Consider the following 23658-nt stretch of genomic DNA (forward strand, 5'->3'; position numbering starts at 1 on the left):
GGGCCGGGGGTGGAGCTGGCTCCACCCCCGGTCCGCCAGCCAGCTCCATACCGCCGTGACCTGCGCTTTCCTAGCGTGGACCACATGATGAGGACAGCGGTGGCGGAGAGCGGGACCCCTACGGGGACCGGCGGGGCGGCGCTCGCCCTGGACGGGGTGGTCCGCGCGTACGGGCGGCGGCGCGGAAGCGCGCGGGGCGAGGTTCCCGCGCTCGACGGGGTGAGCCTCGTCGTGCCGCGCGGCCGGTTCGTGGCGGTGATGGGGCGGTCGGGATCCGGCAAGTCCACGCTGCTGCGGTGCGCGGCCGGGCTCGAACCGCCGACCGCGGGGACGGTACGGATCGGCGGCACCGACCTCGCCACCCTGAAGCCCGCGGCCCTCACCCGGCTGCGCCGCGACCGGATCGGCTTCGTCTTCCAGTCGCTCAACCTGGTCTCCGCCCTGAACGTCCGCGAGAACGTCACCCTGCCGCTGCTGCTCGCCGGGGCCCGCGGCGGCCCGGAACTCGACGCCCGCGCCCGCGCCGGGCTCGCGGCGGTGGGCCTCGCGGACCGCGCCGAGGAGCGGCCCGAGAACCTCTCCGGAGGTCAGCGGCAGCGCGTCGCCGTGGCCCGGGCCCTGCTCAACGACCCCGAGGTCGTCTTCGCCGACGAGCCGACCGCCGCGCTCGACCCGGTCACGGCGGCCGAGGTGCTCGCCCTGCTGCGGCGCGCGGTCGACGAGCGCGGGCGCACCGTCGTCCTCGTCACCCACGACCCGGTGGCCGCCGCGTGGACGGACGAGGCCGTCTTCCTCGACCGGGGCCGGATCACCGGGCGGCTCGACCGGCCGGACGAGGCCGCGGTCCGCAGGACGCTCACCGGCGGGCCCGTGGGCCGCGCGGCGGCGCACGCCGTGGCGGTGGCGCGGTGAGCCGGGCGGTACGGCTCCTCGCCGCCCGCTCCCTGCGCGCCCACCGCTCGGCCTGGACGGCGGTCTTCGTGGCCGTGGCCGTCACCTCGGCCCTGCTCGGCGCGCTCGCCTTGGCCCTCGGCTCGGCCGGACTCGGGCACGCGCGCGTGGACCGGTACGCGGCGGCGCCCGTCGTCGTCGCGGGTGACCAGGAGGTCCGCTGGACCACGACGCCCTGGGGCGACGGACCGACCACCGTGTCGACGGAGCTGACCGAACGGGTACGGGTGCCCCGCGCGGCCGTCGACGCGGTCCGGGCGGTGCCCGGCGTCCGCGCGGCGGTGCCGGACGAGACCTTCGCCGTACGGCTGGACGCCACCTCCGCCGGCCGGCCCGACGGCGGCGTACGGGTCCTTCCCGGCCGCTCGTGGGAAGCGGCGGCCCTCGCCCCGTACGCCCTGCTCGCGGGCCGGGAGCCCCGCCGGGCGGACGAAGCGGTCGTCGGGGCCGGCCTCGGCCCGCGGATCGGTGACACGGTGCGCGAAGCGGGCCGTGGCACCGCCGGGTACCGGGTCGTCGGCGTGGCCGGGGGGCCGGCCGCGCTGTACGTCACCGGCACGGAGGCGCGGGCGCGCGCCGGGCGGCCCGGAACCGTGGACGCCGTGGGGGTGCTGGCGGAACCGGGCGTCCCCGTGGGCACCCTCCACGCGCGCGTGCGGGCCGCTCTCGACCGCGCGAAGCTCCAGGACACCGCCTCCGGACAGCCGCTGCGGGCGCTGACCGGGGACGGGCGCGGCGGCGCCGAACACCTGGGCGCCGCACCCGCGCGGTCCGCGCTCCTGGAGATGCTCGCCGCCGTCTCCGGGACCGTCGTCCTCGTCGCGGTCCTCGTCCTCGCCTCCCTCGTGGCCCAGGCGCTCCGGCAGCGTGCCCCCGAGCGGGAGCTGCTGCGGGCCGTCGGCGCGACCCCGCGCCAGGTGCGGGCAGCCGCGGGGCGGGAGGTGACCCGGGTGGCCGGTGTCGCGGCGCTGCTCGGCGCCCTCGGGGCCGTACCCCTGTTCCTCGCCCTGTGGAAGACGCTGGGGGCGCGTCCCGGAGTCGTACCGGACGGCCTCGAGCTGCCCACGCCGCCGTGGCTGTTCGCCGCCGTGCTCGCCGCCGCGGCGGTGACGGCCGGGGTGACCCGGCTCGTGGTGCCCTTCGCCGTGGGCCGGGCGGACTCGGCGGGCGCCGACCGGTCCGGCCGGGGCCGGGTCCGGCCCGCCGCCGGGATCGCGCTGCTCCTGGCCGGCGTGACGTCGGCGGGCGCGGCGTCCGCGCAGGGCGGTGAGGCCGCCGCGGCGGCGGCCGGCGCGGCCACGGTGACGCTCGTCGCCGGCTGCGCGGTCCTCGGGCCGTGGCTCGCGCGGGCCGCCATGCGGGTCCTGGGCCGGCCGATGCGCCGGCTCGGCGGCGCCGCGGGCCGGCTCACGGCCGCCGGCGCGGACGCCCACGCGCGCCGCCTCGGTGCCGCGCTCACCCCGGTCGTCCTCGTCACCGCGTTCGCGCTGGTGCAGCTCACCGCGGGCACCACCGTGGGTCGTGCCGCCGAGGAGCAGGCCCGGGCCGCCACCACCGCGCGGATGGAGTTCACCGGCACGACGGCCGAGGAGGTACGGGCGCGGCCCGGGGTGGGCGCGGCCACCGACGTGCTGCGCTCGACGGTCGTCCTGGCCCGCCGCGCCGCCGGTGAACCGCGGCTCGACCGGCTGCCGGTCCTCGGTGTCGACGCCACGGGGCTCCGGGGCACGCTCGATCCCGGAGTGGTCGCGGGCGACCTCGCCGGGCTGACGGCCCCCGGCACCGTGGCGGTCGGAGCCGCCACGGCCGACTCCCTGGACCTGGAACCGGGATCGGCGGTCACCCTCCGGTACGGCGACGGGGCGGAGGCCCGGCTGCGGGTGGTCGCCGTCTACGCACGCTCCCTGGCCCTCGGCGAGTTCCTGCTCCCGAAGGCCGCGCTCGCCCCCCACATGACCGATCCGGCTCCCTCCCGCGTGCTGGCGGCGGGGCCCCCGGGCACCCTCCCCGATCGGGCCGCGGTTCCCGCGCCGGAGCGCGTGGAGCTGCCCGGGGCCGAGCTGAACGGCATCGTGTCGGCCTCCGTGGTCTCCGCGATCGGCGGCCTCACCCTGCTCTCCGTCCTCAGCACGCTCGCCCTCATCGGCGCCGGCCGGCGCGGTGAACTGCGGCTGCTGCGACAGGTGGGCGCCACGGCGGGCCAGCTGCGCCGGATGTTCGCCCTGGAGGCGGGCTTCCTGACCGGCACCGGCCTGCTCGTCGGCCTCGTGGTGGCGGCGCTGCCCCTCATGGCCTTCGCCCGGTCCTTCACCGGCGGCCTGCCCTACCTGCCGCCCGCCTGGGCAGGACTGGTCGCCGGCACGGTGGCGGTCACGGTGACGGCGGGCGTGTTCCTCTCCCACCGGGCCCGGGACACGCGCGGGTGAGGGGCGGTCAGGCGTTGAGGTAGGCGAGCACGGCGCGCACCCGGCGGTGGCCGCCGTCGGTGGGCGGCAGCCCCAGCTTGGCGAAGACGTTCCCGATGTGCTTGTGCACGGCCCGCTCGGTGACCACCAGCGAGCGGGCGATCGTGCCGTTGTCGTGCCCCTGCGCCATCAGCTCCAGGACCTCGCGCTCGCGCGGGGTGAGCGACCGCAGCGGGTCGTCGCGCCGGCGCGCCAGAAGCTCCGTGACGACCTCGGGGTCCAGGGCCGTACCGCCGGCGGCGACGCGCTCCAGGGCGTCCAGGAACTCGTCCACCCGCCCCACCCGGTCCTTCAGGAGGTAGCCGACGCCCTTCGCCCCGCCGCCGAGCAGTTCGGCGGCGTACGTCTCCTCGACGTACTGCGACAGGACGAGGACCGGCAGGCCGGGCAGCTCGGCGCGGGCCGCGAGGGCCGCCCGCAGCCCCTCGTCGCGGAACCCGGGCGGCAGCCGTACGTCGAGCACGGCGGCGTCCGGGCGGTGCTCCAGGAGCAGCGGCAGGATCTCCGGGCCGGTGGCGGCCACCCCGGCGACCTCGTGCCCGGCCGAGGTCAGCAGGAGGACCAGGCCTTCCCGGAGGAGGGCGTTGTCCTCGGCGATCACCACACGCACGGAAGCTCCACTTCGATCAGGGTCGGGCCCCCTGGAGGGCTGGTCAGTCGTACGGTCCCGTCGAGCGCGGCCACCCGGCGCCGCATCCCGAGCAGACCGGAACCGCCCGGGGCGGTCCGGGTGGTCCCCGCGGGCCCGGGGACGCCGGTGTACCCGGCCGATCCGGTGCCTCCCGTGGCCTCCGCCGCCTCGGCGCCGCCGCGGCCCTCGTCGCGGACGCGGACGCGCAGGCCGGCGGGCTCCCGGCGCAGGAGGACGGAGGCGCGGCCGGCTCCGCTGTGCTTGGCGGCGTTGGTCAGGGCCTCGGCGACGGCGAAGTAGGCCGCGGCCTCCACGGCGGCGGGCGCGCGGTACTCCTCGCGCCCGGTCTCCGGGGCGGCGGGCGCGCGGTGGGCCCCAAGTCCGGCCTCCACGGCGGCGGGCGGGCGGTGGACCCCGTGCCCGGTCGCGTCCCCGTCCTCGCCGGCCGTCGCTCCGGCGCCCGCCAGGCCCTCGACCGTCACCGTGACGTCCAGGGCGCTGCTCGCGGCGAGGGCGCGGACCGCGCCCACCAGACCGCGGTCGGTGAGGATCGGCGGGTGGATGCCGCGCACCACGTGCCGCAGCTCGGCCAGGGCCTCCTCGGCCTGTTCCTGCGCGTCGTCGAGGAGCTTCCGGCCCGTCGCCGGATCGGAGTCGTACGCCCGCCGCGCCAGTCCGATGCGCACGGAGAGGGCGACCAGGCGGGCCTGCGCGCCGTCGTGCAGATCCCGTTCGATGCGCCGCAGTTCGGCGCCGTGCGCGGCGACCGCGCCCGCCCGGGTGGCGGTCAGTTGCTCGACCCGGGCCGCCAGGGCGGCGTCCCGGGCCGCCGACGGCGCCGGGGTCAGCAGGGCCCGCGACCAGGAAGCCGACAGCGTGGCTCCGCGCGCGAGCAGCGGCAGCAGCAGGGGCGGGCGGCCGGCGAGCCCGGTCACCACCCCGTCGGTCACCAGCGCCATCACCCACAGCGGCAGCGAGGCGCACCAGAGCAGGAGCCCGTAGAAGATCTGCGCGGCGGCCCAGATCAGGTCCCGCCGGGTGCCCGGGTCGGTCAGGGCCGTGCGCACGCGCGCGGGGAGGGGGCCTTCGAGCGGCAGGTACGCCTCCGGCACGGGGACGCCGGTCCACGCCGCCACCAGGCGCCGCTCCCTGCCGGCGACCCGGCGCAGCAGCAGGACGCTCTCCGGCAACACGCCCGCACCGATCACCGTGAGGGTCAGGAAGGCGGTGAAGAGGGCGACCGCCGTGAGCAGGCAGCAGACGACCGAGACCACCGCGCCGGCCGTCAGACGGAGCCACGCCCGGACCGCTTCCCTGATCGCCTCGCGCATGCGCTCAGCGTATGCGGCACCCCGGTCGGGGGTGGAGCGGGCTCCACCCCCGACCGGGGTGCGGGCCCCGCTGCGCCAGGGAGGTGGGGCGGCGGAAGATCGGACCGTCACCGATCCACGTCCCCGGAGGTTCTTGATGCGGTTCCTGCTCTGGCTGCTGCTCGCCGCGAGTGTCCTGGCCAATGTCTACGTGAGCACCTTCTCGGGCTGGGGCGACGGGGGACGGATCGCGGGCGGGGTGGCGACCGGTGCGGTCCTCCTCGGCTCGGCGACGGGCCTGTGGTTCACCCGGGCGCACCGGGACGCCTGAGGGCCGGCTGCCCGGCGGTTCCCGTCCGCCGGGGCGCCCGGGGACTGCCCGTCGCCGCCGCCGTCCGGGATTGTCGGAGGGCTGCCCCACAATGGAGGACGTACCTGAGGAGGGGCACAGAGATGGCCGTATGGGACGACCTGGTCGGGCAGGCGAAGGTGGAGGAGCAGCTCGCCGCCGCGGCGCGCGACGCCGACGCCTTCGTGACCGCGCACGACGCGGGCGAGCCCGTACCCGCCTCCTCCAAGATGACCCACGCCTGGCTGTTCACCGGCCCGCCCGGGGCCGGCCGGGTGGACGCGGCGCGGGCGTTCGCCGCGGCCCTGCAGTGCGTGAGCCCGGACCGGGCGCTGGGCGGGACGCCCGGCTGCGGCTTCTGCACCGGCTGCCACACGGCCCTGGTCGGCACCCACGCCGACGTCACCACCATCAGCGCGGTCGGCACCGAGATCCTGGTCCGCGACATGCGGGACACCGTCCGGAAGTCCTTCACCGCCCCGGCGAACGGCCGCTGGCAGGTCATCCTCGTCACCGACGCCGAGCGGCTCAACGAGAAGTCGGGCAACGCCGTGCTGAAGGCCGTGGAGGAGCCCGCCCCGCGTACGGTCTGGCTGCTCTGCGCCCCGTCCGTCGAGGACGTGCTGCCCACGATCCGCTCGCGCTGCCGCCACCTGACCCTGCGGACCCCTCCGGTGGAGGCCGTGGCCGACATGCTCGTACGGCGGGACGGCATCGAGCCGGAGGTCGCGGGGGCGGCCGCGCGCGCCGCCCAGGGCCACATCGCGCGGGCCCGGCGGCTCGCCACGGACGAGCGGGCGCGCGCCCGCCGGGCGGTCGTGCTCAAGCTGCCGCTGCGGGTGGCGGACATCGGGGGCTGCTTCAAGGCGGCGCAGGAGCTGGTCGACGCGGCGGCGGAGGACGCCAAGCAGGTCGCCGAGGAGGTCGACACCAAGGAGACCGAGGACCTGAAGGCGGCGCTCGGCGCGTCCCAGGGCGGGCGGATGCCGCGCGGCACGGCCGGGCTGATGAAGGAGCTGGAGGAGAAGCAGAAGCGGCGCGGACGGCGCACCCAGCTCGACAGTCTGAGCCTCGCCCTCACCGACCTGACCGGCTTCTACCGGGACGTCCTGGCGCTCCAGCTCGGCTCCCGTACCCCGATCACCAACGAGGACGTGCGCGACGCCCTGGAGCAGGTCGCGCGCGACAGCACCCCGGAGCGGACCCTGCGCCGCATCGAGGCCGTCCTCGCCTGCCGCGAGGCCCTCGACCGCAACGTGGCGCCGCTGCTGGCCGTGGAGGCGATGACGATGGCCCTGCGCGACTGACGGCCGGAACCGGCGGCCGGCGGTTCGGGCGATTGGACACGGTACGTACCGGTGCGGATACGCTCCGGGGATGGACTCCAGGCGTTTCCTCCGCGCGTCCGCCACGGCCCTCGCGGCCGCCGGACTGATCCTCTCCGGCTGCTCGGGCGGAAGCGACGCCGCCGCACCCGCCCCGAACCCGGCCGCTGCCGCGCCCTCCGCGTCCCCGGAGGCGCTGAAGAAGTTCTACGGCCAGAAGCTGACCTGGCGGGACTGCGGAGCCCCCGGCTTCCAGTGCGCCACGCTCCGCGCCCCGCTGGACTACGCGAAGCCCGGGGCGGGTGAGATCGACCTCGCGGTCTCCCGCGCGCGGGCCACCGGGCCCGGCAAGCGGCTCGGCTCGCTCCTCGTCAACCCGGGCGGGCCCGGCGGCTCGGCCGTCGGCTACCTCCAGGGATACGCGGGCATCGGCTACCCGGCGCCCGTCCGCGCCCGCTACGACATGGTGGCCGTCGACCCCCGGGGCGTGGCGCGCAGCGAGCCGGTCGAGTGCCTGACGGGCCCCGAGATGGACACGTACACCCAGGTCGACCAGACGCCCGACACGGCGGCCGAGACCAGCGCGCTCGCCGCCGCCTTCCGGAGGTTCGCGGCCGGCTGCGCGAAGCGCTCGGGCGAGGTCCTGCCGCACGTCTCCACGGTCGAGACGGCCCGTGACATGGACATCGTGCGCGCCGTCCTCGGCGACGAGAAGCTGACCTACGTCGGGGCGTCGTACGGCACCTTCCTCGGCGCCACCTACGCCGAACTCTTCCCCGGCCGGGTGGGCCGCCTCGTCCTCGACGGGGCCATGGACCCGTCCCTGTCGGCCGTCGACCTCAACCGCGACCAGACCGCCGGCTTCGAGACGGCCTTCCGCGCCTTCGCCGCCGACTGCGTCCGCACCCCGGACTGTCCGCTCGGCACCGGGTCGGTCGAGGCGGCCGGCGAGGCGATGAGGAAGTTCTTCCGCGACGTCGACGCCGAGCCGGTGCCGACGGGCGAGAGCCGCGCGCTCGGCGAGTCGCTCGCCACCACCGGGGTGATCGCCGCGATGTACGACGAGGGCGCCTGGCCCCAGCTCCGCGAGGCCCTCACCCGGGCGATGGGTGGCGAGGGCTCGGCGCTGCTGGCCCTGGCCGACAGCTACTACGAGCGCGACACCGACGGCAGCTACGCCAACCTCATGTCCGCGAACGCGGCCGTGAACTGCCTCGACCTCCCCGCGGCCTACGGCGGCCCCGCGGAGGCCGCGAAGGCGGTCCCCTCCTTCGAGAAGGCCTCCCCGGTCTTCGGCAAGGGTCTGGCCTGGGCGGCCCTGAACTGCACGTACTGGCCCACCCCGCCGACCGGCCGCCCCCACCGCATCACCGCCGAGGGCGCCGCCCCGATCCTGGTCGTCGGCACCACCCGCGACCCGGCGACCCCCTACAAGTGGGCCCGGTCCCTCGCCGGCCAGCTCGCCTCCGGCAGCCTCCTCACCTACGACGGCGACGGCCACACCGCGTACGGCCGGGGCAGCGACTGCGTCGACACCGCGATCAACACCTACCTCCTGGAGGGCACGGTCCCCCCGGACGGAAAGCGCTGCTCGTAGCCCCTCTCCGGGGGTGTGCGGAGCACCCCCGGAACCTGTGTAGACTTGGCGACGCTGCTGCACCCACCACGGGTCCGCGCGGCACGCCGCCTTAGCTCAGTTGGCCAGAGCAACGCACTCGTAATGCGTAGGTCTCGGGTTCGAATCCCGAAGGCGGCTCGGATTAGCCCCAGGACTCACTCGCCGTGACCTGGGGCTTTTTCATGCCCGGGGGCGGGTGCGGGAGGCGGCGGTGTCGCGGGGCGGAGGGGTCCCGGGGCGGGTGGGACGTCCCTGGCGAGTTGGCGCCAGGGAGCGGGCCGGTTTTCGTGGCGGGAGTCGGGGGGATCGCGCCGAACCTGGGGGAGGAAGTCCGCACTCCGGATAGATGGTCCGCAAGAGTGCAAAGAGGGGTGAATCGGTGCTCCTTTCGCTCTTGCGGACATCGAGGCGGAGGATTGGATTCCTCTTCGGTTGCCCAGAGTGGGACGTTCCGGGGGCGGGATCGCTGTGGGTCACCTCCTTAGCAGAGAAGCCGTGTCCGCGTCGGGGAACGGAGATTCTTGGCGCGCGACCGACGGTGCGCGCGGCGGTATTTCTGAGCGCCGTTGTTGCCGCCGATCGGCCTCCGATACGTTCGTCGCGGCAATCAGCCACAGCGAAGGGGAAATTATGTTCAAGCGAAAGAACCTGGTCTCTGCTTTTGCCTCCGTGGCCATGGCAGGGGCCGGCGTTCTCGCCCTGACGGCACCGGCTCAGGCCTCTGTTCCGGGAACGGAGCAGTTCCAGAACGTCGCCACGGGCTTCTGTCTGGACAGCAACGCCGACCGCGCCGTCTACACGCACTCCTGCAATACCGGTGCCTACCAGAAGTGGACGGTCTCGTCCGTCAGCGGTGGTTACACCGTGCGGAACCAGGCCACCGGATTCTGCCTGGACAGCAACGCCGCGCGGGCCGTCTACACGCATTCCTGCAACGGCGGCAGCTACCAGAAGTGGGTCATCAGCTACAGCGGTACGGGATACGTGCTGCGGAACGTCGCCACCGGCTTCGTGCTCGACAGCAACGCCAACCGGCAGGTGTACACGCACTCCTACAACGGGGGCAACTACCAGAAGTGGAGCTGACCGCGCGCGGTCGGCGAGCGCGCTGAGCGAGCGCGCGAGCGATGAGACCGAGGCCCGCCCTGTCGCAGAGGGCGGGCCTCGGCCCGTTCATGACGGTGCCCGGCGGGCTTCCGCGGTGGCCGGCTGCCCGGTGCGTGGCCGGCAGGGGAGCCGTACGGCCACCCGTGCCGCGCTGCCGTGCCGGACATCTTCCTGCCCCCTGCGCGGGAGGGCAACAGGTCCGGACCAGGAGCCGGACACCCCCCGGGCCCCGGCGGCCCGGGCGGGGAGCCGTGGGCGCGGCGCTCACCTGGGGGTTCGGGGGACCGTCAGCTTGTTGCCGGGGGTTCTGCATCAAGCTGACACCGGAATTCATGGAGTCCCCCCTGCCCCGCTGGCATTGTCTTCCTCAGCGGAAACGCAAGGGATCACGGAAACGGAACCCAGGGGGAAACATGCGGAACCGATTCACCTCGGCAGCGGTTTGTCTGGCTCTCGGCCTGACCGGCTGGACCGTGGCAACCGGCAGCGCGGCGGCCACCGAGCGGAACGGCGACCGGAACGCGGTCGTCACCGCCGCGCCGTACAGCACCGGGACGCACGGCGACGAGCACACCGGATGGCCGGGACAGGCTTCGACGCCGGTGCCCGTACCGCCCGCCGTCACCGAACTGATCTGCGGAATCCAGCAGAGCATTCCGTATCCGGTCCAGATCCCGCACTGCAAGCAGGTCAACGGCTGGCAGTAGTCCCCGGCTTTGCCTCCGACTGCTGATTCGAAGGGCGAAAGCAGAGTGGTCATGACAAGTCGGCTCCCTGGTTCCATGGAATTCGCGGGGCGTTCGGATTCCGTTCTCGAAGTGGCCGGTCTCCGCGTGAGATACGCCGACGTCGAAGCGGTGGCGGGAATTTCCTTCTCGGTCGCTCCCGGCGAGATCTTCGGTCTCCTCGGCCGCAACGGAGCCGGCAAGACCAGCACCATCTCGGCCATCGCGGGCCTTCGCCGGCCCGACGAGGGACGGATCACCGTCCTCGGGGAGGACGCGCTCGTACGGACCGACGTCCTGCGCGCCTCCCTCGCCCTCCAGCCGCAGCAGGCCAGCCTCTTCCCGAGGCTCAAGGTGCGGGAGACCCTGGAGACCTGGGCCGCCCTCTACCCGGCGCCCCGGGACGTGGACGCGCTGCTGGAGGAGATCGGCCTGGCCGAGAAGGCCGGGGCGCGCGCCGCCCGGCTCTCCGGGGGGCAGCAGCAGCGCCTGCTGCTCGCCACGGCGCTCGTCGGCGACACGCCCGTGGTCGTCCTCGACGAACCCACCACGGGACTCGACCCGCACGCCCGGCACGCCGTCTGGGACCTCATCCGCAGGGCCCAGGCCGGAGGCACCACCTTCCTGCTCACCACCCACGCCATGGCGGAGGCGGAGGAGATGTGCGACCGCCTCGCCGTCCTGCACGAAGGACGGATGGTGGCGGCCGGCTCCCCGACGGAGCTGATCGCACGGCACGCGCCCGGCGGCGTCGTGTCCGTACGCACCGGCGACGCCGGCGTCGCCGACCGGGTCCGCGCCCGCTTCGGCGACGCCATGACCGCCGTCGAGTCGACCGGCCGCTCCGGCCGCACACGGTTCGAGGTGACGGCGGACGACCCGCACGCCACGGCCGCGTGGATCACCGGCCTCGACACCGGGGCCGACGTACGGCCGCGCCCCGCGACCCTGGAGGACGTGTTCCTCCGCCTCACCGGCACCCCGCTCGGATCCGGAACGGAACAGGAGGAGAAGCGATGACCACCCCCCTCGGTCTCGGCGCGCCACCCGTGTCGACGACCCGCCAATGGCAGGCGCTCTCCCGGGCCATGACCCGCCAGCTCCTCCGCGACCCGGCGGCACTCTTCTTCAGCGTGGTCTTCCCGCTGTTGATGGCGGTCTTCTTCGTCGTCCTCATGCAACTGACGTGGGTACGGGGGCCCTTCGAGCTCGCCGTGGTCGGCACCGGCCCGCAGGCGGCCGCCCTCCAGGAGGCCCTGGGCGACGGCAGCAGGGCCGTCGCCGTCCCGGAACCGGGACCGCAGCCGGACAAGGCGGCGCTGATCGTCCCCGACGAGGCCTCCCGCACCCTGCGGATGGCCGTCGACCCCGAACAGCCCTCCGTGGTCGCGGCGGTACGCGGCGCCCTGGACGGCACCGCGTGGCAGGGCTGGGAGGTGACGGCCCTGGGCACCGACGGAACCACCCTCTTCGATCCCATGGCCTTCGTCATCCCCGGTGTCCTCGCCTTCGCGCTGCTCTCGCTCGCCCTCACCGGCACGGCCTCCGCGCTCGTGGGGATGCGGGCCAGCGGCACCCTGCGGCTGCTGTCCACCACACCGGCCCGGCGGTCCGCCGTCCTGCTCTCGCTGCTCCCCGGCCGGGGACTGCTGGCACTCGCCGTGCTCGCCCTGATGGGCGCCGGCGCCGTCGCCGGCGGACTCCTGGAACCGGCCTCGACACTGCGGCTGCTCCTGACCACGGCCCTCGGCCTGGTGATGCTGCTGGCCCTCGGCTACCTGCTCGGCGGACTGCTCTCCTCGCCCGAGGTGACCAACGCGATCTCCGGGCTGCTCACCCCGGTCCTGCTGATGAGCACCGGACTTCTCTTCCCCCTCGAACTTCTCCCCGACGCGGTGGCGGGCCCGCTCTCCTGGACCCCGCTGGCGATGTTCGGAGACGCCCTGCGCCACGACGTGGTCGGCGGGATCACCCGCCACGCCCTGTGGCTGGACTGGACAGTGATGGCGGCGACGGCCGCGGGGCTCACGGCCCTCGCGGCACGGACGTTCCGCTGGGACACGGAGCGTGGATGATGACGGTGGACACGACGACCCCGTACACGGCGGCGGCGGTGACGGACACGGCGGCCACGGGCGCCGGACGGGACCGGCGGCACCCCCCGATACCGGAGTCCCTGCTGCGGATCGGCCAACTCGCCTCCCCGTACGGTCTGGTGAACCGGGTGACCCGGCTCCCCGTCGCCGAGGGCGAGCCCGACTTCCCGATCTTCACGGCCTCGCTCGGCAACCCCGGCGAGGTGCTCAGGGAGCAGACCGGCTGGGAGCACAACCCCAGCTCCGGGAACTTCGACGGAGCCGGCGGCGACCTCGATCCGGAGCGGGCCGCGCACCTCGCGGTCGCCGAATCGCTGGAACGCTACTCCTCCTGCGCCCGGGACCCCGAGCAGATCATCTGGGCGACGGCCGCCGAACTCGGCGAGGACGCCGTCACCAGCGACCGGTGGCCCCGCTGCTCGCCGGCCGAACTGGCCGACCCCCGCAGCGGCCTGGTCGCCACCGACCCCGGCGGCCCGATGCGCTGGGTCCGCGGCTGGTCCTTCACCCGCAACCGCCCGGTGTACGTGCCGGCCGTGCAGGTCTGGCTGAAGAACCCGGTCGAGTCCATGGCGGAACGTTTCGTCCACCCGGTCTCCACCGGCTGCGCCGCCCACTCCGACCCCGCCGCCGCCGTCGTCAACGGCATCCTGGAGATCGTCGAACGCGACGCCATCGCCCTCACCTGGCTCCAGCGGCTGCGCCTGCCCCGGCTGGAGTTCGATCCGGCCGAACTGGCGCCCGAGTTCCGGGCCTTCGTCGAGCGGGGCAGCAGCCCCCACCTGCGGACGCGGCTGTACGACGCGACGACCGACCTCGGCATCCCGGTCATCTACGGGGTGCAGCTCGCCGACGACGACCGGGTCATCGCCCAGCTCGTGGCCGCGACGGCGGAGCTGGACCCCGGCAAGGGCATCGCCAAGCTCTACCGCGAGGCGTCCTCGCTGCGGATCGCCCTGCGCCACATGGCGAAGGCCGCCGAGAAGGACGCCGCCACCGCCGCCGGCACGCCGATGGCGGAGGAGGACATCGTGAGCGTCGTGGACGGCGCCCTGCTGTCCGGCCCGCTGTCCCAGCGCCACCGCTTCGACTTCCTCCTGGAGGGCGACCGCCCGGTGCACGGGCTGCGCGACCTCCCCCGGGCCCCGTCCGAGGAACCGCTGCCGGCCCTGGCCTGGCTGCTGGCACGGCTGCACGCCCGGGGCTGCGAGGTCATCGGCGTCGACCTCACCACCGACGAGGCCGAGCAGGTCGGCGCCACCGTCGTCCGGATGCTCATCCCGGAGCTCATGCCACTGTCCTTCGTCCACCGCGCCCGCTACCTGGCGCACCCCCGGCTGTACGCGGCTCCCGCCGCCATGGGGCACCCGGTGCGCGGCGAGGCCGACATCAACCCGCACCCGCAGCCCTTCGCCTGAGCCCGGGAGCGCGGGCCCGCACCCCCGCCCCACCATCCCTGCCGCGAACCACCGACGAGGAGAGTTTCGAAGATGACCGATCCGCGCCTGCTGATCCTCACCGCGGGAGCGTTCGGCGCGGCCGTCGCCGAAGGGCTCGGCGCCCGCCACCCCGGGACCACCGTGCTCGACGTGAGCCAGGGCACCCACCCGAGCCTCTGGCCGGACAGCGACCTGATCGTCCTGGCCGCCGGCCAGGACCGCGAGGTGCTGGCCGACATGGTGGACGCCAGCGCCCACGCCTGGAAGCGGCCCTGGTTCCCCGTCCAGGCCGGCCCCCTCGATCTGCGGTGCGGACCGGTGGTCGTGCCCGGCCGCACCGCGTGCCACCGCTGCTACACCCGCCGCCGCGCCCAGCACACCCCGCCGACGACCGACCGCACCACCGGCGCGGACACCGGCGCGCAGCACGTCTCCGGGTACGCCCCGCACCACGTCGCCATCGCCGTGGGCCTCGCCGGCCAGGCGGTGCGCGAGGCCCTGGCCGGGCCCGGTGAGCCGGGCGCGGCGGAGGGGATCGGCGGCACGGTCCGGGTCTTCGGACTCGTGGAGGGCACCACCTCCAGCGCCGCCGTCGTCGCCGTCGACCGGTGCGACCGCTGCCGGCCGGCCCGCACGCCCGAGAGCCGCCTGACGACCTTCGTGGAGCTCGCGGCCGAACTCGCGGCCCTCCCGGCCAGGTGACCGCGCCGCCCCGCCGGACCCCCTGACGCACGCCGAGGGCCGCGCCCGCTCCCGAGCCGGCAGGTACCCGTACCCGGTACGCGTACCAGCCGCCCCGCCCTCGTACCCGTACCGCTCGACCGGCCCGTACGCCGCGCCCCGCGTGCGTCCCGCACGCCCCGCCCGTACGTCCCGAACCGGAAAGGAGGCCTCGATGCCGGACCACTCTGTGATCACCGCCGAAGCCATGGCCTCGGCCGCCCTGAACGACCCGCAGTTCCACGTCCCGGCCCGGCCCAGGCTCCGGCGCGGGCTCTCCCTGCACCACACGCCCGAGGCCCTCGTCGTCGAAGGAACGCCCAAGAAGCAGCTGCTCCGCGGCGCCGCCGCCCGGGACCTGCTCCCCCGCCTGCTGCCCCTGCTCGACGGCAGCCGCGGCCACGAGGACGTGGCCGGCGCCCTCGGCATCCCGGCCACGACCGTCTTCAAGGCCCTCTCCCTGCTGTGGACCTGCGGCCTGATCGAGGAGGCCGCGCCCCCGGAGTCCGCCGCCCGCGCTGCGGCCGTCCCCGCACCGACGGCCGACTTCCTCTCCCGCATCGGCGACTCCACCGGCGCGAACCACGCCTGGGAGGAAGCCCTGGACCGGCTGGCCCGGGCCCGCGTCGAGGTCTTCGGCGCCGGCCCGCTCGCCACGGCCGCCCGCCGCCACCTCACCGACTCGCTCGTACGGGCCTCCGCCGGCACCGACCCCGGCAGGGGACCGGCGCCCGGGACGACCCTCGCGGTCGCCGCCGGGCTCGGACCGGACGACGCGGCGGCGCTCGCCGCCGCCTGCGCCCTCGCCGGCGTCCCCCTCGTCCGCCTCGCGCTCACCGGCCGCACCGCGCACCTCGGGCCGTACGTGGACCTGGCGTTCACCCCCTGCATGGCCTGCCGCACCGCCGAGGACCCGGCCGACGACCGGTCGCCGCTGCCCGGCGATGCCGAACTGGCCGCCGCGCTGTTCACCCGCGACCTGTTCGCCCTGCTCTCCCGCAGCACGCCCGGCCCGCTGCCGTCCCAGTGGCGCACCGTCGACCTGGCGGACCTCTCCCAGCAGCGCCGCTCGGCCGCCACCCGGCCCGGCTGTCCGTACTGCTCCGCCGCGCCCGGTGACGACCCGGCGGACCCGCCGCTCGCCGCGCGCTACGAGGCGGCGATCGCCTTCCCGCCCCGCGAGTACGCCGACGGCAAGGCCCACCAGGCCCACTACAAGCCCTCGAACATCGCCCTCCAGAACGACGAGAAGACCTGGCCCGTCGCCGCCGCCGTCCCCCTCCCGGAACCGCCGCTGGAGCTGCTGCGCTCCCCCCGGCCCACCGGCCTCGACGACGCGACCGCCGCCCTCCTCCTGGCCGTCACCGCCGGCCGCCGGGCCGTGCTCCCCGGCCGCGTGCAGCGCTGGACGGCGAGCGGCGGCAACATCGGCTCCGTCGTCGCCCACCTCGTGGTCCGCGACGTGCCGGGCCTGGAACCCGGTGTGTACGGGTACGTGGCCTCCGCGCACCGGCTGGCCCTGCTCTCCGCCGACCCGGGCGCGGTGCCCGGCGAGGCGCCCCTGACGGTCGTCCTCACCGGCGACTTCACCAAGGTGGCGAAGAAGTACTCGGCCTTCGCCCTGCGGATCGTCCTGCTCGACGCCGGCTGCGCCACCGCCACGCTCCGCGCCGCCGCGCACGCCCTGGACCTGCCGTGCGCCGTCCGCACCCGCTGGGACGACCTGGCGGTGGGCGCGGCCCTGGGGATCGACCCCGACCTGGAACCGATCACCACCCTCGTCGACCTGGGAGGAGCCCCGTGAGCGCCCCGCACGAACTGGCCCTGGACATGCTGGCGTCCTTCCGCGAGCAGCCGCCCGCCGCGACCGGCGGGACCGCCCTCGCCACGGCCCCGGCGCCCGCGCCCGCACCGGCGGCGCTCGGACCGGCCGTGACGGCCGGCCCGTACACGCCCCCGTCCGCGCCCCACGACCTGCTGACCACCCTGGAGCACCGGCGCTCGCTGCGCGGTTTCTCCCCGGAGCCCCTGCCGGCCGGACTGCTCGCCGACATCATGACCCGGGCCCTGGACCTGGACGCCGGTACGGACCGGGAGGCGGCACGGCTGCCGCTCGAACCGACCGTCGTCGCCCACCGGTTGACCGGCGTACGGCCCGCCGTCCACCGCTTCGACCCCGCCGCGCGCGGCTTCACCCCGGTGATGGAACTGCCGACGGGGGCCGCCCGCTACGGCATGACGCTCCAGCCGGAGTTCTCCGACGCCGCCGCGATCGTCTCCCTCGGCGTGCCCCTGGACGCCGCCGCGCGCCTTCACGGCGGGCACGGCTACCGGACGCTGCTGACCCGCGCCGGCTCCGCCGCGTACGCGATGTGGCTGGACGGCGTCGCCCACGGCCTCGTCGGCAGTGTCTTCGCCGGCTTCATCCCGGCCGCCGTCCGCGGCCCGCTGCTCAGCGACGGAACGAGCCGCCAGCAGATCTTCGCGCTGGCCCTCGGCCTGCCGCCGGCCCCCTGAGACTTCCCGCCCCGGTCCGGGGCGGGGACCCGTGAACCACCCCACGACACCCGAGGAGGTGCCTCCCATGGAGGACATCGAGCTGTACGCCGTCGACGCCGAGGAACTGGCGATCGAGGAGCTGCCCGAGGGCAACGCCCTCGCGAGCTGGGCGTCCGCCGGATCGGCCTCGACCGCGTCCTGCCCGGCGACGTCCGCGTCGTCCCTCAGCAGCGCGTCCACCTACGGATGAGCCGCTGACCCATCGGCCGGCCCGCCCGGCCCCCCGCACCGCACCCACTCGGAGAGGAGAGGAACACCATGGAGAACGAGTTCGAGCTCTACGTCGTCGACGGTGACGAGCTGGCGATCGAGGAGCTTCCGGAGGGCAACGCCCTCGGCTGCTTCTTCTGCGCCGGATCGGCGTCGACCGCGTCCTGCCCCGGTACGTCCGCGGCCACCGCGTCGTCCGCCTCGACCCTGGGCTGACACCGCGCCACGGCCACCGGCCACCACCATCCACCACCCTGAAGGGAACCCCTCATGCAGGACTTCGACGACCTCGAACTCGACCTGACCGCCGACGAGCTGGCCTCGGACGCGCTCGGTCTCGAGCCCCTCAAGGAGGGCGTCGCCCTCGGCACCTGGGCGACCGCGAGCACCGCCTCGTCGGCCTCGTGCCCGACGAGCACCGCCTCCTCCTCCGCGAGCGCCTCCAGCTTCGGCTAGAGCACAGCGCCCTCGCGCCACCCCCACCCAAGGCCCCCTCGCCCCCCGTCCGGGCGGCCGAGGAACCCGAAGGAAACCGAGAAAGGAAGTGAACGCCATGAACGAGAACCTCGACACCGAGCTCGAACTGTGGTCGGAGTCCCTTGACCTGGAGGTCCTGCAGGACGCGGTGAGCCCCGGCTTCACCACCGCCTTCTGCGGCGCCTGCGCCGGCTCCGCCAGCTGCCCCGTCGGCTGCGTCGGCTCCATGAGCAGCGTCTCCAGCCAGGGCGGCTGATCGCACGGAGGACGGCCGGCCCCGCCGGTCGAATCCCTGGGCTCCGGGGTGGTCCTAGTACCCCGGGGCCCAGGGCCCCCAGCCCGGTCCGCTGTTCCCGGACCGGACTGAACCCCACCAGGTTAGAACCAGGCGGCCCGGCACGGTAGCGGGCCGGCCGCCGCAGCGGAGGGAGGAACCGCGCCGTGGATGTGTGCACTGCACCCAAACTCCGGGAGGATCTGGAGATCATCCGGGGGATGGACGACCACCCCTTGGTGTTCGACCCGCAGGGCGGGACGTATCACCGGCTCACCAGATCGGCCGCGGCCCTGCTCCGCCAGTTCGACGGGACGCGCTCGCTGGACGAGCTCTCGGCCCTCATGGCCGAGCGCCGGGGCGTCCCCGCCGAGGGCGTACGCGGCGAACTCGACACCTTCGTCGGGGAGCTGACCCGCAGCGGACTCCTCGTCGGCACCGAGCCCGAGCAGGCCCCGAAGAAGCGCGCCGGCGGCCGCTTCGGCACCAGCATGCTGATGCCCCGCTTCGTCGTCACCCGCTCCCTCCCGACGGTCCTGGAGCCGGTCGCCCGGCTGCTCCGCCTGGTCCCGGCCCGGCTGTCGGTCGGCGTCTTCGCCGGCGGCGGTGTCCTGGGCATCCTGCTCGGCCTCTACGCGGTGATCACCGCGGCGCCTCCGGCCCGCGACCTCCTCGGCACCGGGACGCTGGTCGCGATCGGCCTGATGCTGTTCCAGATCCTCGTGCACGAGAGCGCCCACGCGATGGTCTGCCAGGTGCTGAAGGTGCCCGTCCGGGGCCTCGGGGTGGCATTGCTGTTCTACTTCATGCCGCTCGCGTACGTGGACCGCACCGACGCCTACCGGGTCCGTTCCCGCGGCGGACGCGTCCTGCTCGCCCTCGCCGGGCCGCTCAGCGACGGCTGGTTCACCGGCGCCGCCGCCCTGCTCGTCCTCACCACGGACGGCCCCGTCGCCCAGGTCGCCGGGGCGCTGCTGATCTTCCAGATGCTCAACCTCGTCACCAACGTCAACCCGATGCTGCCGAGCGACGGTTACGCGGCGCTCGAGGCGGGTTTCGGTCTCGTGGACGCCCGGGGCCGGGCCTTCGCCCTGCTCAAGCACCGCCTGCTGGGCCGCCCGCTGCCGGGCTTCCTGGAGCGGATGCCGGCCCGCAGCCGCCGGCTGCACGTGACGTACGGGATCGTGTGCAGCGTCTACACCGTGGCGCTCGGCTACTTCGTGATCCAGTCGCTCGTCTGGTCCTTCGACCTGGTCGGACGGTCGATGCCGTGACCGCCCTGATCCCGCCGCCGTCCGCCGCCGCGGACCGTACGGCCCCGCTGCCCGCGCCCTCCCCGCTCACCACCACCCCCGAGATCTCCGGCCCCCTGGTCACCCGGGTGGGCGGACTGCCCACCGAGGCCCTGGACCTCGTGCCGGCCGCCACCCGCCGGGCGGTCGCCGAGGCCGCCGACGCCCGTGCCGTACGGGAGAGCCTCCGGCCGGCCCTGGAGGACCTCTGCTTCACGCTGGTGCCCCTCCTGGACGACGAGGTGCCGCTGCGCCGTACGGTGCTGGCCGCCAAGCGGGCCGTCCACCGGCTGCGGGCGCTGCCCTGGGGCGACGACCCGCCGGCCCGGCTCGCCGAGGTGGCGGGGCCCGGGGCGGCCGAGGCCTTCGCCGGGTGGCAGGCGGCCGTCCGGCGGTGCGAGGAGGCCACCCGGCGGCTCGACGCGCTGCTGGCCGGGGACCGGGCGGCGGTGCCCGCCGCGCTCGCCGCGCACCTCGCGGACCCGGGTTTCGCGCGGGCCGCCGCGCTCGCCGCCCCCGACTGGCTGCGGCACGGGCGCCCGCGCCGCCGTCCCGCCGAGAGCCGCAACCTGCGCACGCTGTACTCGTACGTGTCCCGGGCCGCCGTGAAGACGAGCCCGTTCTCCACCCTGACCACCGTCGGTGAGGGCGGCGCGCCCGCCGGCGCCCCCGCCGCCGCGCACAGCTACGCCGCCACCGCGCTCGCCCAGCTCGCCGTGCGGTGCCTGGCCCGCGAGCCCGGCACGGCCGGTCTGCTGCGCTACCGGCTCGCGCCCCTGCGCCCCGGGGGCCCCGAGGCCCCGGCCGGCCTGGTCCTGCTGCCCGAGCTCGTCGCCGACGGCGGTCTGGCCTGGCGGCTCGACCGGGTCGTGGAGGCCGACCACGCGGCGCCCTGGCTCGCCGGGTTCGCGCCCGGTGTCGACCACGGCCTCGACGGGCTCCTCGCCGGGCTCGGCGGCTCCGACCCCTTCCGCCGCTTCCGGCGGCTCCTCGACACCGGCCTCATCGGCCCCGTACCGCCCTGGCGGCGCGGCGAGGACCCGGTCGGTGCCGTGGCGGAGCTGCTCGCGGACCAGCCGTACCCGCGCCGGACCACCGGAGGACCGGAGGACGGCACCCTCCCGGCGGCCCCGGACGCGGGGCCGGCCGGCCTCGCCGCCGAGGTGCGGGAGCTGCGGGACTCCGCCGCCGCGCTCGCGTCGGCCGGGGAGGAGGAGCGCGTCGAGACGCTCACCCGGGCCCGGGCCACCGCCCGGCGCTGGGCCCGCCGGGCGGGTCTGGACCGTTTCGAGTCGGGGGAGATGCTGTACGAGGACGTGGCCGCGGACCTCGCCCTGCCCGCCGTGCTCGACGTGCCGGAGGTCCGTGCCGACCTGACCGAACTCGGCCGACGCATGCGGCCGTTCCTCTTCCGCTCCCATCTCTACGACGTCCTGGTGGACCGCTTCACCGCCGCGTACGGGCCGGGCGGCACCTGCGCCGACGTGCTCGGGTTCCTCATGGGGATCGCCGTCGACGGCGACTCCCAGCCCGACCTGGACCGGGCGGCCGTCGCCGACCGCGCCGCCCGGGAGACCGCCGGCGAGCGGGCCTGGCTGCCGGTCGGGCCGAGCAGCGCGCCGCCCGCCGCGGCCGTGCTGTTCCAGCTCGCCGCCTCCGGGTTCCCGGCGGTCCGCGCCGGCGACTACCGGCTGGTGGTCAACCAGTTCAACCCGGGTACGGGCGGGCTCGTCACCCGCTTCGGACCGCTGCTCGGCGAGGGCTTCCGCGACCGGCTGCGCGCCCACGTCCAGGCGTGCTGGCCCGGCCGCGCGTGCCGGGAGCTGGTGCTCTGGACGGAGGTCAACACCGCCCAGTCGCGCTCGGCGGGCCTGCTGCCACCCCTGCTGCTGCCCGGCGAGACCCCGGGGGACGGAGGCCTCGACCTGGCCGACACGGTCCTCACGCACGACCCGGACCAGGGCACGCTGGCCCTGCGCGACCGCACGGGCGCGCCCGTCGGGCTCGCCTATCTGGGCCTCGTCCCGCCGCACCTCTTCCCGCCCTTCGCCCGGCTGCTCGCCGTGCTCGCCGACCCGTGGGTGAACGGCTCGCCGCACTCGGACTACGTGCTGCCGTTCGCGCTCCAGGAGCAGCGCCGCGACGAGGTCGTGCCGATGCCCCGTACCGGCTTCGGCCGCGTCACCACCTCCCGGGCGGCCTGGGTCGTCCCGGCGGCCGCGCTGCCGCTGCCCCGGCCCGGGGAGAGCGACGCGGAGACGGTGCTGCGCGCCGAGGAGTTCCGGCGCTCCCACGGCCTGCCCGAGGAGGTCTTCGTCCACCGCCTGACCGGCTTCGGGCCGGGCGAGCCGGGCGCGGGCACCGACCGCAAGCCGCTGTGGGTCTCGCTGACCTCCGCGCTCTCGCTGTCCGTGCTCGCCCAGTGGGCCGGCCCGGCCACCGGCCATCTGCGGCTGGTCGAGGCCCTGCCGGACAGGTCCGCGCACCCGCTGCGGGACGGAGCGGGCGGCACCCGGGCCGCCGAGCACATTTCGCTGCTGCGCTGGCGGCGGCCGGAGGAGGAGGCATGAACGTGACCGACGGCGGCGGCGTCCCCGAGCGGGACTGGTGGTACGTACGGGTCTACCCCGGCGGCCCCGGGCGCATGGACGCGGCGGTCCGCACCTTCGTGCCGTGGCTGGCCGAACGGGCGGCGGGGCTCGGCAGCGACGAGTGGTTCTTCCTGCGCTACTGGGACGCCACCGGCCACCACCTGCGGCTGCGGCTGCGCGCCGGGAGCGACGCGGTGGACGCCCTGGACGCCACCGCCCGCCCGGAGCTCACCGGCCTCCTCGACGCGCTGGAGGAGCGGCCCGAGGACTCGGTCGGCCTGCTGCCCGGCGCGCTGCCGCCCGGCTCGCCCGCGCGGGGCGTCGTACCGGCCCTGTACGCGCCGGAACTGGCCAAGTACGGCGGCCCGGGCGGCGTCGCCGTCGCCGAACGGATCTTCCGTCTCGACAGCGCCTTCTGCGCCGCGAGGGACCTTGCCGCGCTGCCCCGCCGGTACGAACGGGCCGCGCACGCCGTCCACTTCGCGCGGGCGCTCGCCGAGCGGGTCCTGACCCCGGAGGAGCGGGACGTCTTCTGGGTGCGCCACCGCACCCGGTGGGGCTGGCAGTTGCGCATGGCGGCCGGCGGCGAGCAGCTGCGCCCGCTCCTCGGCCGGGTCTCGGCGGGCGTACGGGAGCTGGGACCGCCCGCGCCCGGCGCGCGGGAGCGGATCGAGGCGCACGCGGACGCGGTGGCCGGTCTTCTCCTGCGGGCTCCCGGCGCGCGGGACCATCAGTTGCTCCACCACCTGCACATGGTGATGAACCGGCTGGGCTTCCCGCCCGGTGAGGAAGCGGCGCTCGGGATGCTGGCGGGACAGACCGCCAGGAGGCCGGCGGTCACGGCCGGCTTGGGGCCCGTACGAGAGGAACGTCTGGGATGACCTTGGCAGCCGACATGATCCTGCTCGCCTTCGACGAGGAGGGCCGCAAACTGCCCGTCCGGCAGTCCCTCGCCCCGGCGGTCCGCGGCGCGCTCCTCGCCGAACTCCTCGCCGACGGCGGCTTGGTGGACGAGGACGGCACGGCCCGGGCGGCGGGCGAGGCGCCGCGGGACGCCGCGCTGCGGCACGTGTGGCAGCGGGTGGGCGCGGAGCCGGGCCGGAAGTGGCTGCACTGGGTGCGGAAGGACGGTCGCGAGTCGATCCACGAGGTGCTGCGCGGGATGGCGAAGGACGGGCTCCTGGAGCAGAGCACCAGCCGGGTCCTCGGGGTCTTCCCGCTGAACCGGGCGGAGCTCACCCCGGCCGGGCTCGCCGCCGCGGCGGAGGTACGGGCGGCGGTGGTGGCGGCGGCCGAGGCGGGCGGGACCGGCGGCGGCCGGTTCGCCCTGCTGACCGGACTGGCGCACGCGGGCGGCCAGTTGGGTACGGCCCTGCCGTCGGACCGGCGCCGGGCGCTCAAGCCGCGCCTGACCGCCCTGTCGGAAGGCGCCGACCCGGTCTCGGCGGCGGTCCGCCGCGCGGTCCAGGACCTCCAGGGCGCGGCCGTGTCCTGACCGGCCGGTCCCGGTCCCGGCTGC

23 protein-coding genes and 1 tRNA gene are annotated in these 23658 nt (G+C 75.7%); 22 read left to right on the forward strand and 2 right to left on the reverse strand.

The features are described from left to right. Positions 1-87 precede the first annotated feature (87 nt). Complete coding sequence (locus ACFY60_RS05960) at positions 88-912, forward strand: ABC transporter ATP-binding protein (RefSeq protein ID WP_388610194.1); 825 nt, start codon at positions 88-90, stop codon at positions 910-912. Next, a complete protein-coding gene (locus ACFY60_RS05965) occupies positions 909-3377 on the forward strand; it encodes an FtsX-like permease family protein (protein ID WP_388609417.1) in 2469 nt (822 codons plus the stop codon). The genes ACFY60_RS05960 and ACFY60_RS05965 overlap by 4 nt, the downstream gene beginning before the upstream one ends. A 7-nt stretch (positions 3378-3384) precedes the next feature. Here the strand turns inward: ACFY60_RS05965 and ACFY60_RS05970 are convergent, their stop codons facing one another. Continuing rightward, positions 3385-4026 carry a LuxR C-terminal-related transcriptional regulator gene (locus ACFY60_RS05970; protein WP_388609416.1) on the reverse strand — a complete coding sequence of 214 codons (642 nt, stop codon included), beginning with the start codon at positions 4024-4026 and terminating at the stop codon, positions 3385-3387. After that, positions 4014-5378, reverse strand: a complete 1365-nt coding sequence (locus tag ACFY60_RS05975) for a sensor histidine kinase (protein ID WP_388609415.1) — start codon at positions 5376-5378, stop codon at positions 4014-4016. The genes ACFY60_RS05970 and ACFY60_RS05975 overlap by 13 nt, the downstream gene beginning before the upstream one ends. A 136-nt stretch (positions 5379-5514) precedes the next feature. On the opposite strand from ACFY60_RS05975, the gene ACFY60_RS05980 reads away from it, so the two are divergent. From ACFY60_RS05980 to ACFY60_RS06075, 20 genes are all read left to right on the forward strand, one after another. After that, positions 5515-5688 (forward strand): hypothetical protein, encoded by a 174-nt coding sequence (locus ACFY60_RS05980; RefSeq protein WP_388609414.1) that lies wholly within the window; start codon positions 5515-5517, stop codon positions 5686-5688. Between the two features lie 122 nt (positions 5689-5810). Beyond that, on the forward strand, positions 5811-7013 hold the full coding sequence (locus ACFY60_RS05985; RefSeq protein ID WP_388609413.1) for a DNA polymerase III subunit delta': 1203 nt from the start codon (positions 5811-5813) through the stop codon (positions 7011-7013). Positions 7014-7083: 70 nt separating this feature from the next. Then, entirely contained in the window at positions 7084-8628 is a 1545-nt protein-coding gene (locus ACFY60_RS05990) for an alpha/beta hydrolase (RefSeq protein WP_388609412.1), read from the forward strand. A gap of 85 nt (positions 8629-8713) precedes the next feature. Continuing rightward, positions 8714-8787 (forward strand) — tRNA-Thr (locus ACFY60_RS05995). Between the two features lie 492 nt (positions 8788-9279). Further along, complete coding sequence (locus tag ACFY60_RS06000; protein ID WP_388609411.1) at positions 9280-9735, forward strand: ricin-type beta-trefoil lectin domain protein; 456 nt, start codon at positions 9280-9282, stop codon at positions 9733-9735. A 494-nt stretch (positions 9736-10229) separates the two neighbouring features. Further along, the gene (locus ACFY60_RS06005; protein ID WP_389457441.1) at positions 10230-10463 is read left to right on the forward strand and encodes a hypothetical protein; all 234 of its coding nucleotides are present in this window, start codon (positions 10230-10232) and stop codon (positions 10461-10463) included. Positions 10464-10589: 126 nt separating this feature from the next. Beyond that, positions 10590-11501: an ABC transporter ATP-binding protein gene (locus tag ACFY60_RS06010; protein ID WP_388609408.1), complete on the forward strand. Its 912-nt coding sequence runs from the start codon at positions 10590-10592 to the stop codon at positions 11499-11501. Next, complete coding sequence (locus tag ACFY60_RS06015) at positions 11498-12556, forward strand: ABC transporter permease (protein WP_388609406.1); 1059 nt, start codon at positions 11498-11500, stop codon at positions 12554-12556. Before ACFY60_RS06010 ends, ACFY60_RS06015 begins: the two co-directional genes overlap by 4 nt. Before the next feature lie 5 nt (positions 12557-12561). Then, positions 12562-13995, forward strand: coding sequence for a YcaO-like family protein (locus ACFY60_RS06020; RefSeq protein WP_388609403.1), 1434 nt, complete (start codon positions 12562-12564; stop codon positions 13993-13995). A 72-nt stretch (positions 13996-14067) separates the two neighbouring features. Continuing rightward, complete coding sequence (locus tag ACFY60_RS06025; protein ID WP_388609400.1) at positions 14068-14718, forward strand: TOMM precursor leader peptide-binding protein; 651 nt, start codon at positions 14068-14070, stop codon at positions 14716-14718. A 193-nt stretch (positions 14719-14911) separates the two neighbouring features. Beyond that, entirely contained in the window at positions 14912-16540 is a 1629-nt protein-coding gene (locus ACFY60_RS06030; RefSeq protein ID WP_388609398.1) for a hypothetical protein, read from the forward strand. Continuing rightward, positions 16537-17253 carry a hypothetical protein gene (locus ACFY60_RS06035; protein ID WP_388609395.1) on the forward strand — a complete coding sequence of 239 codons (717 nt, stop codon included), beginning with the start codon at positions 16537-16539 and terminating at the stop codon, positions 17251-17253. Before ACFY60_RS06030 ends, ACFY60_RS06035 begins: the two co-directional genes overlap by 4 nt. A 67-nt stretch (positions 17254-17320) precedes the next feature. Then, positions 17321-17485: a thiocillin family RiPP gene (locus tag ACFY60_RS06040; RefSeq protein ID WP_309049837.1), complete on the forward strand. Its 165-nt coding sequence runs from the start codon at positions 17321-17323 to the stop codon at positions 17483-17485. Between the two features lie 68 nt (positions 17486-17553). Then, positions 17554-17721 carry a thiocillin family RiPP gene (locus tag ACFY60_RS06045; protein ID WP_309049836.1) on the forward strand — a complete coding sequence of 56 codons (168 nt, stop codon included), beginning with the start codon at positions 17554-17556 and terminating at the stop codon, positions 17719-17721. Between the two features lie 54 nt (positions 17722-17775). Further along, complete coding sequence (locus ACFY60_RS06050; RefSeq protein WP_309049835.1) at positions 17776-17961, forward strand: thiocillin family RiPP; 186 nt, start codon at positions 17776-17778, stop codon at positions 17959-17961. Positions 17962-18058: 97 nt separating this feature from the next. Further along, positions 18059-18238: a thiocillin family RiPP gene (locus ACFY60_RS06055; protein ID WP_185902699.1), complete on the forward strand. Its 180-nt coding sequence runs from the start codon at positions 18059-18061 to the stop codon at positions 18236-18238. Between the two features lie 185 nt (positions 18239-18423). Continuing rightward, entirely contained in the window at positions 18424-19530 is a 1107-nt protein-coding gene (locus ACFY60_RS06060; RefSeq protein WP_388609393.1) for a PqqD family peptide modification chaperone, read from the forward strand. Next, complete coding sequence (locus ACFY60_RS06065) at positions 19527-22118, forward strand: hypothetical protein (protein WP_388609391.1); 2592 nt, start codon at positions 19527-19529, stop codon at positions 22116-22118. Before ACFY60_RS06060 ends, ACFY60_RS06065 begins: the two co-directional genes overlap by 4 nt. Continuing rightward, positions 22115-23020, forward strand: coding sequence for a lantibiotic dehydratase C-terminal domain-containing protein (locus tag ACFY60_RS06070; RefSeq protein WP_388609390.1), 906 nt, complete (start codon positions 22115-22117; stop codon positions 23018-23020). The genes ACFY60_RS06065 and ACFY60_RS06070 overlap by 4 nt, the downstream gene beginning before the upstream one ends. Continuing rightward, positions 23017-23634 (forward strand): GPP34 family phosphoprotein, encoded by a 618-nt coding sequence (locus tag ACFY60_RS06075; RefSeq protein ID WP_388609388.1) that lies wholly within the window; start codon positions 23017-23019, stop codon positions 23632-23634. The genes ACFY60_RS06070 and ACFY60_RS06075 overlap by 4 nt, the downstream gene beginning before the upstream one ends. Positions 23635-23658 lie beyond the last annotated feature (24 nt).

This window comes from Streptomyces sp. NPDC012827 (assembly GCF_042900905.1).
GTDB classification, from domain to species: domain Bacteria; phylum Actinomycetota; class Actinomycetes; order Streptomycetales; family Streptomycetaceae; genus Streptomyces; species Streptomyces gulbargensis.

Bases quoted from the DNA above. Each gene is read 5' to 3' on its own strand.
- ACFY60_RS06000 (WP_388609411.1), top strand. From the start codon at position 9,280: ATGTTCAAGCGAAAGAACCTGGTCTCTGCTTTTGCCTCCGTGGCCATG.
- ACFY60_RS05985 (WP_388609413.1), top strand. From the start codon at position 5,811: ATGGCCGTATGGGACGACCTGGTCGGGCAGGCGAAGGTGGAGGAGCAG.
- ACFY60_RS05990 (WP_388609412.1), top strand. From the start codon at position 7,084: ATGGACTCCAGGCGTTTCCTCCGCGCGTCCGCCACGGCCCTCGCGGCC.
- ACFY60_RS06070 (WP_388609390.1), top strand. From the start codon at position 22,115: ATGAACGTGACCGACGGCGGCGGCGTCCCCGAGCGGGACTGGTGGTAC.
- ACFY60_RS06075 (WP_388609388.1), top strand. From the start codon at position 23,017: ATGACCTTGGCAGCCGACATGATCCTGCTCGCCTTCGACGAGGAGGGC.
- ACFY60_RS05980 (WP_388609414.1), top strand. From the start codon at position 5,515: ATGCGGTTCCTGCTCTGGCTGCTGCTCGCCGCGAGTGTCCTGGCCAAT.
- ACFY60_RS06040 (WP_309049837.1), top strand. From the start codon at position 17,321: ATGGAGGACATCGAGCTGTACGCCGTCGACGCCGAGGAACTGGCGATC.
- ACFY60_RS06025 (WP_388609400.1), top strand. From the start codon at position 14,068: ATGACCGATCCGCGCCTGCTGATCCTCACCGCGGGAGCGTTCGGCGCG.
- ACFY60_RS06050 (WP_309049835.1), top strand. From the start codon at position 17,776: ATGCAGGACTTCGACGACCTCGAACTCGACCTGACCGCCGACGAGCTG.
- ACFY60_RS06015 (WP_388609406.1), top strand. From the start codon at position 11,498: ATGACCACCCCCCTCGGTCTCGGCGCGCCACCCGTGTCGACGACCCGC.
- ACFY60_RS06045 (WP_309049836.1), top strand. From the start codon at position 17,554: ATGGAGAACGAGTTCGAGCTCTACGTCGTCGACGGTGACGAGCTGGCG.
- ACFY60_RS05975 (WP_388609415.1), bottom strand. From the start codon at position 5,378: ATGCGCGAGGCGATCAGGGAAGCGGTCCGGGCGTGGCTCCGTCTGACG.
- ACFY60_RS05960 (WP_388610194.1), top strand. From the start codon at position 88: ATGAGGACAGCGGTGGCGGAGAGCGGGACCCCTACGGGGACCGGCGGG.
- ACFY60_RS06030 (WP_388609398.1), top strand. From the start codon at position 14,912: ATGCCGGACCACTCTGTGATCACCGCCGAAGCCATGGCCTCGGCCGCC.
- ACFY60_RS06055 (WP_185902699.1), top strand. From the start codon at position 18,059: ATGAACGAGAACCTCGACACCGAGCTCGAACTGTGGTCGGAGTCCCTT.